General features: G+C 74.2%; 4 protein-coding genes. All 4 read left to right on the forward strand.

Annotated elements, in window-relative coordinates; all coding sequences use genetic code 11:
• Nucleotides 1–44: 44 nt before the first annotated feature.
• On the forward strand, nucleotides 45–1,007 hold the full coding sequence (gene cysK / locus ACFW6A_RS34750; RefSeq protein WP_386476658.1) for a cysteine synthase A: 963 nt from the start codon (nucleotides 45–47) through the stop codon (nucleotides 1,005–1,007).
• Nucleotides 1,004–2,254, forward strand: a complete 1,251-nt coding sequence (locus ACFW6A_RS34755) for a NikS protein (protein ID WP_386645562.1) — start codon at nucleotides 1,004–1,006, stop codon at nucleotides 2,252–2,254. Before cysK ends, ACFW6A_RS34755 begins: the two co-directional genes overlap by 4 nt.
• A 293-nt stretch (nucleotides 2,255–2,547) precedes the next feature.
• Complete coding sequence (locus ACFW6A_RS34760) at nucleotides 2,548–5,055, forward strand: AMP-binding protein (protein ID WP_386645565.1); 2,508 nt, start codon at nucleotides 2,548–2,550, stop codon at nucleotides 5,053–5,055.
• Between the two features lie 45 nt (nucleotides 5,056–5,100).
• Entirely contained in the window at nucleotides 5,101–6,717 is a 1,617-nt protein-coding gene (cmdF, locus tag ACFW6A_RS34765; protein WP_200428849.1) for a tyrosine 2,3-aminomutase, read from the forward strand.
• Nucleotides 6,718–6,876: the final 159 nt, after the last annotated feature.

Below are 6,876 nucleotides of genomic sequence, written 5' to 3' on the forward strand. Positions count from 1 at the left end.
CCCTTGTCCTCCCCCCCTCCGTCCCCTACTCCTGGAGCCTTCCGGTGACCCCCGATCTCCTCATCGCGCCCGCCGGGCGGCGTGTCGCCGCCGGCCTCGAAGAACTCGTCGGCAACACCCCGCTCGTCCGGCTCTCCGTCCCCGACGCCGCGCCCGGTGCCGAGGTCCTCGCCAAGATCGAGTCGACCAACCCGTTCGCCAGCATCAAGGACCGGGCCGCGCTCGCGATGCTGCGCGGCGCCGAACAGCGCGGCGACCTCGCCCCGGGCGGCACCGTCGTGGAGGCGACCTCCGGCAACACCGGGATCGCGCTCGCCGCGCTGAGCGCCCTGCGCGGCTACCGCTGCATCGTGGTGCTGCCCGACAGCGCCACCCCCGAGCGGATCGGGCTGCTGTCCGCGCTCGGCGCGGAGATCGTGCAGACGCCCAGTGCCGAGCGGTTCGCCGGGGCCATCGCCAAGGCGGAGGAGATCGAGGCCGCCACGCCGGGCTCCTGGTACGTGCGCCAGCACGACAACCCCGACAACGTCCGTGCCCACTACGAGTCCACCGGACCCGAGATCTGGGCAGACACCGGCGGTCGGGTCGACGTCCTGGTCGCCGGGGTCGGCACCGGCGGCACCCTGACCGGCACCGGGCGCTTCCTGCGCGAGCACAACCCCGGCGTGGAGATCGTCGCGGTGGAGCCGGAGGGCTCGCCGGTGCTCTCCCAGGGACACGCCGGCACCCACCGGATCCCCGGCCTGAACGGCGGCTTCGTCTCCCCCACCACCGACGTCACCCTCATCGACCGGGTGCTGACCTGCTCCGACGACGAGGCGCTGGACACCGCGCGGGCGCTCACACGGGAGCAAGCGCTGTTCGCCGGGCTCTCCTCGGGCGCCGCCGTGCACGGTGCGTTCCGGCTCGCCCGGGACCCCGCCTACGCGGGGCGCACGATCGTCACGATCCTGCCGGACACCGGCGAACGCTACGTCAGCATCTGGAACGAAGGGACCTCCGCATGACCACGCTCGTCCTGCACCGCGGCTCGCTGCGCGCCAATCCGTACGAGCGCTGGCTCGCCGACCACGGAGAGAAGATCGTCCTGCTGGGCTCGGCCGAACAGCTCGCCCTGTTCGGCGAGGAGCTGCCCACCGGCGCTCCCTATCTGCACGCCGAGGTGCTGACCGACTACGACACCGGCCCCCATGTGGAGCGGCGGGCGGCCGAGCTCGTCGAGGAGTTCGGCGTCACCGACATCGTGGCCTGCCAGGAGTTCGACATCCTGCGGGCGGCCGCGCTGCGCGAGCGCTTCGGGCTGCCGGGCCAGCGGCCCGGGTCGGCCCTGGTGTACCGCGACAAGTGGGAGATGAAGAAACTCGCCACGGCCGCGGGGATCCCGGTCGCCGCCCACGTCCTGCTGCGCTCGGCCGCGGAGCTCGACGCCTTCGCCGACGTCCACGGCCTGCCGGTCGTGGTCAAGCCCCGTCAGGGGCTGCTGTCGGTCGGAGTGTCCGTGCTGCGCACCCGCGAGGAGCTCGCCGACTGGGCGCGGGACGCGGAGCTGCTGCGTCCCGACGGCGAACCGGAGTGGCTTGCGGAGACGTTCGTCGAGGGCTCCATGTGCCACATCGACGGCACCGTCCTGGACGGCCGGATCGCGACGATGTGGCCGTCGCAGTACCAGTACGCGCTGGCCGACTTCCGCGACCGCAAGGGGCGGGTGGACATCGCCCTCGACACCGCCGACCCGCTGGCGCGGCGACTCGTCGCGTTCGGCGAGCGGATCCTGGAGGCGTTCGGCGGCCCCGAGCACTTCGCCTTCCACATCGAGGTGTTCCACACCACCGACGGCGAACTGGTCCTGTGCGAGGCGGCCTCCCGGGCCGGGGGCGCGGGCGTGCGCGACGTGCAGCGGGCGCTGTTCGGCTTCGACCCCATGGAGTACCCGGTCCGCCGCCAGCTCGGCCTGCCCGCCCCGGTGGGCGAGCGCGCGGACCCGGCGCAGCTCGCCGGGCAGCTGCTCTTCACCAAGCGACCCGGAGTGCTGGCCGCGCTGCCGGACCCGGCGACGCTGCCGGAGGGCGTCGTGAAGTACACGACGTACGCGGAGGTGGGCGACACCGTTCTGGACGCATCGCACTCCGGGGACTTTCTCGCCGCGTTCGTCATCACCGGCGCGGACCGGGCCGAGACGGAGGCCCGGATCCGGGCGGCGGAGGCCTGGTTCAAGGCGGGGATCTGGTTCAAGGCGGAGCCCCGCGACAGCTGACCCGAGGCGGGGCGGCCGGTGCCCGTTCGGGTCCGCGCGGGCCCGACATGGCGAAGTAACCACGGCATTCGGGGCCGTACCGCCTGGAGAACGGGTGCACGGGCACCTCCGCACTCCAGGAGAAGCACGGCCCGGCCGCGCGGTCGCACCATGTCCCCGTGAACTTCGAAGCGGCAGCGAACCATCCGGGCGACAGACCCCCGGCGCACCCTCCCGTGTCCCCCCGGTGTGCGGGATTCCGGCTGGCGGGCGGCCTCGACCCGGCCGCGCTGCGCCGGGCCTGGGACACGACGGTGAGCACCCGGCCCGACGACGCCATGACGGCCGAGCCGCTGCGCTTCACCGACCTCAGCGCCCTGCCGGTGGACGACGTCGACGCGCTGGCCGCCGCGCTGTGCGGCCGGTGGGCCACCGAGGCCCCGGCGGACCGGTCCGGCACGGCGGTCGCGGCGGGTCCGCACGCGCGGCTGCACGCGGCGCGGATCGCCCCGGCGGACCTGCTGCTGTTCGTGACGGTGGACGGCGCCCTCGACGAGGAGCACGTCCCGCGGCTGGTCGACACGCTCTCGGCCGCGTACGCGCACGAGCGCCACGGCGCCCCGGCCCCGGCGCCGGTCCCGGAGGCGACGGTCCAGGAGACGGCGGCCCGGGAGGCGGTCGCCCGCACCCTCCGGACCAGGACCCACCGGTACGAAGGGGCCTCGCTGCCGTTCGAGTGGAGCGGCGAGCTGGCCCGCCGGGTCGCCCGCGTCGCCGCGGAACAGAGCGCGTCCCCGACCGGTGTCGTCCTCGCCGCGCTGCGGGCGCTGCTGCTGCGGCACGGGGGCCACGCGGGCGACGGAACCCTGCGCGCGCTCCTCGGCTTCGAACCGCACCCGCTGCGCGGTGACCGGGACCTTCCGCAGCTCGACGCCGTCTTCGCCGACCGGTCCGCCGCGCCGGTCGTCGACCGGGTGGCAGGTCTGCGCGCCTCGCCCGTCGTCCCCGACCGGGTGGTGCTGCCGGCCGGACTCGTGCTCGTCGTCGACGCCCTCGACGCCGGCGGCGACGACGAAGCTCCGCGGCTCTCGGGCCGACTGGAGTACCGAACCGCACTCTACGACGCGGGCTCGGCCGCCCACCTGCTCGACGGGCTGCGCACCCTGCTGACGGCGGCGCTGGACGCGCCCGACACGCCGGTCAACACGCTGCCGCCGCTGCTCCCGGCCGCCGCGCTGATCGAACGCTACGCGGCCCTGCCGATGTTCAGGCCGGTCGGCCACACCGACCCCCTGCCCCTGCAGGTGGCGGCGCGTGCCGTCACCGACGGGCCCGCTGTCGTCTGGGACGGCCGCACCACGGGCTACGCCGCCCTGGACGCGGCGGCCCGCGACGTCACCCGGCGGCTCGCCGCCGCCGGCGTGACCGCCGGCGACGCCGTGGTCGTCCGGATGCCGCCGGGGCCGCTGCGGATCGCGGCGCTGCTCGGCGTCCTCGCCCATGGCGCCCGGCTGTGCTGGCTCGCCCCAGGTCCCGCCGGTGAGCGCGGCCGCTCCGTGCTCACCGCCCTGCGGCCGGCCTGCGTGGTCGTCGAGGGCGACGGCGACGACGAACTGCTCGACTGGTACCACGCCGAGTTCGGCGGCCGGGTGGTGGACGTGACCGCCGACGCGGCCGCCCCGCCAGCGGCCCCGGCGCCCGCCGTCACCCCCGGTGACACCGCGTACATCGCCTTCACCTCCGGTTCCACCGGACGCCCCAAGGGCATCCCGCAGACGCACGCCGCGCTCACCCAGTTCACCGGATGGCTCGGCACCCGGTTCGCGATGGGACCCGGAGCCCGGGTGGCCCAGTGGGTCTCCCCCGAGCACGATCCGGCGCTCGCCGAGGTCGGCGCGACGCTCGCCGCCGGCGGCACGCTGTACGTCGTGCCCGACGAGGTGCGGGTGAACCCGGACCTGCTGGTGCCGTGGCTGGCCGAGCACCGCATCACGCATCTGCAGACCGTGCCCAGCTTCGCCCGCGACCTCCTCGACGTGATCGCCCGGACCGGGGCGGGGCCGCGGCTCGACGCCTTCGGCCACCTGCTGCTGATGGGCGAGGCGGTGCCACCGGAGCTGCTCGGCGGCCTGGCCGAGGAGCTGCCCGCGCTGCGCGTCTTCAACCTGTACGGGCCGACCGAGGTCGTCGCCGCCACCTGGCACGAGGTCACCGGCCTGACCGAGGGACCGGTGCCGGTCGGCCGGGCCATCCCGGGCCGCCAGCTCCTCGTCCTCGACGAGAACGACCTGACCTGTCCGGTCGGGGTCACCGGCAGCATCGTGGTGCGCTCCCCGTACGTGACCTCGGGGTACCTGGGCAGTGCCGACCGTGCCCCCTTCCGCCCGGTGGAGTGGCTGGACGCGCCCGGCGCCGAGGGGGGCTGGTACCGCACCGGCGACCTCGGGCGGCGGCTGCCCGACGGCACCCTGGAGTACCGGGGCCGCGAGGACTTCCAGATCAAGCTGGCGGGCAACCGGGTCGAACTGACCGAGATCGAAGGAACGCTCGCCTCGCACGCCTCCGTCCTGGAGTGCGCCGTGGTGCCGGTCGCCGAACCGGTGTCGGGCCTGGTGCACGGACTCGACGTCCACGTCGTGCCGCGCCGGGACGCCGACGGTCGGCCGCTCGGTGCCGCCCCCGAATGGCGGGCGCACCTGCGCGGCCACTTCGGCCCCCTGACCCTGCCCGCGACGTTCCACGAGGCGCCGGGCCGCCTGCCGCGCAACGCCGCCGGGAAGGTGGACCGCTCGCGCCTGCGGGCGGCGACCGCCGCGGCCTGACCCCGCATCACCTGCCTTCATCCGATTCCACTGGGAGTGAGTACGTTGACGACAGTCGAGATTTCCGCCGTTCCGGTCGCGTTCGACGGCGAGAGCCTGACCATCGACTCGGTGCGTCAGGTCGCCGAGGAGGGCGCGCGGGTCGCGGTCCCCGGTGAGGCGATGGCCAAGGCCCGCAGGAGCAGGGAGATCTTCGAGGGCATCGCCGAGCAGAACATCCCGATCTACGGGGTGACCACCGGCTACGGCGAGATGATCTACATGCAGGTGGACAAGTCCAAGGAGACCGAGCTGCAGACCAACCTGGTCCGCAGCCACAGCGCCGGTGTCGGGCCGCTGTTCGCCGAGGACGAGGCGCGCGCCGTCGTCGCCGCCCGCCTCAACACGCTGGCCAAGGGCTACTCCGCGGTGCGCCCGGAGATCCTGGAGCGCCTCGCCCTCTACCTCAACCTCGGCATCACCCCGGCGATCCCGCAGATCGGCTCCCTGGGCGCCAGTGGCGACCTCGCCCCGCTGTCCCACGTGGCCAGCACCCTGATCGGCGAGGGCTACGTGCTGCGCGACGGCAAGCCGGTGCCCACCCGCAAGGTCCTCGACGAGCTGGGCATCGAGCCGCTCCAGCTGAAGTTCAAGGAGGGTCTGGCCCTCATCAACGGCACTTCGGCGATGACCGGTCTCGGCTCGCTCGTGGTCGGCCGCGCCCTCGCGCAGGCCCGTCAGGCCGAGATCGTCACGGCCCTGCTCATCGAGACGCTGCGCGGCTCCACCAGCCCGTTCCTCGCCGAAGGCCACGACATCGCCCGCCCGCACCAGGGGCAGATCGACACGGCGGCCAACATGCGCGCGCTGATGGACGGCAGCAACCTGACGGTCGAACACGCCGACCTGCGCCGTGAGCTCCAGGCCGACAAGGACGCCGGCAAGGACGTCCAGCGCTCCGAGATCTACCTGCAGAAGGCCTACTCGCTGCGGGCCATCCCGCAGATCGTCGGCGCCGTCCGCGACACTCTCTACCACGCGGTGCAGAAGCTGGAGATCGAGCTCAACTCGGCCAACGACAACCCGCTGTTCTTCGAGGGCCAGGACGAGATCTTCCACGGCGCGAACTTCCACGGCCAGCCCATCGCGTTCGCCATGGACTTCGTGACCATCGCGCTGACCCAGCTCGGTGTGCTCGCCGAGCGCCAGGTCAACCGGGTGCTCAACCGTCACCTGAGCTACGGCCTGCCGGAGTTCCTGGTGGCCGGCGATCCCGGTCTGCACAGCGGCTTCGCCGGTGCCCAGTACCCGGCCACCGCGCTCGTCGCCGAGAACCGCACGATCGGCCCCGCCAGCACCCAGAGCGTGCCGTCCAACGGCGACAACCAGGACGTCGTCAGCATGGGTCTGATCGCCGCCCGCAACGCCCGCCGCGTCCTCGAGAACAACAACCGCATCCTCGCCGTCGAATTCCTCGCCGCCGCGCAGGCCGTCGACATCTCGGGCCGTTTCGAGGGCCTGAGCCCGGCCGCCAAGGCCACGTACGACGCCGTCCGCGCGCTGGTCCCGACCCTGGGCGTGGACCGCTACATGGCCGACGACATCGAGCTGGTCGCCGCCGCCCTGTCGCGCGGAGAGTTCCTGTCGGCCCTGGACCGCTACACCGACGTCGTCCTGCGCTGACCGGGCGCCGGTCACCCGGCGCCCTTCGTCCACGGCACGCGAGGCCGGCCGCAGACCGCGGCCGGGCCCCCCCCCCCCCCCCCCCCCCCCCCCCCCCCCCCCCACACCCCCCCCCCCCCCCCCCCCCCCCCCCCCCCCCCCCCCCCCCCCCCCCCCCCC

This window comes from Streptomyces sp. NPDC058758, assembly GCF_042746075.1.
In the GTDB taxonomy this organism is placed as follows: Bacteria; Actinomycetota; Actinomycetes; order Streptomycetales; family Streptomycetaceae; genus Streptomyces.

What these genes read in the sequence shown, in the direction of transcription:
- ACFW6A_RS34755 (WP_386645562.1), top strand. Translation starts at nt 1,004, where the DNA reads ATGACCACGCTCGTCCTGCACCGCGGCTCGCTGCGCGCCAATCCGTAC.